This is a genomic window from Bradyrhizobium sp. AS23.2 (assembly GCF_001908185.1).
Lineage (GTDB): Bacteria > Pseudomonadota > Alphaproteobacteria > Rhizobiales > Xanthobacteraceae > Bradyrhizobium.
The window spans coordinates 1-517 of sequence record NZ_LGHM01000425.1; the positions used below are offsets into that span (position 1 = coordinate 1).

Annotated in this window: 1 protein-coding gene; it reads right to left on the reverse strand. The window is 60.9% G+C overall.

What is annotated here, in order from left to right; all coding sequences use genetic code 11:
* Positions 1 to 517 (reverse strand): IS66 family transposase (gene tnpC, locus AC630_RS42675; protein WP_143198801.1); only part of this gene is annotated, 517 nt, incomplete at both ends.

Consider the following 517-nt stretch of genomic DNA (forward strand, 5'->3'; position numbering starts at 1 on the left):
TCGATGTCGCTATTCGGATGGCCATTGACGATCCTGGTGAGCGCGTCGGTTAAGTAGGCAAGCGGATCGACGTCATTCAGCTTACAGGTTTCGACCAGCGCGGCGATGATGGCCCAATGCTCGGCACCACCGTCGGAGCCTGCGAACAGCGCATTTTTCCGGTTGAGCGTGATCGGACGGATCGAACGTTCGACGACGTTGTTGTCGAGTTCGATACGGCCATCATCGATAAAGCGCGTCAGACCTTCCCAGCGTGAGAGCGCATAGCGGATGGCGTCGGCCAACTTGCCCTTTTGGCTGATCAACGCGAGCTTTGCGCGGAGCCACCGTTCGAAGGCTTCCGCCAGCGGTCGGCTTTTCTGTTGCCGAACGAGACGGCGCTCCTCGGCGCCGCGGCCACGGATGTCCTTCTCGATGGCATAGAACTCGGCGATATGCTTGAGCGCCTCGCCCGCAATGGGCGCGGGGCCAGGGGCGGCAAGTTCGTAGAAGTTACGCCGCATGTGCGACCAGCAGA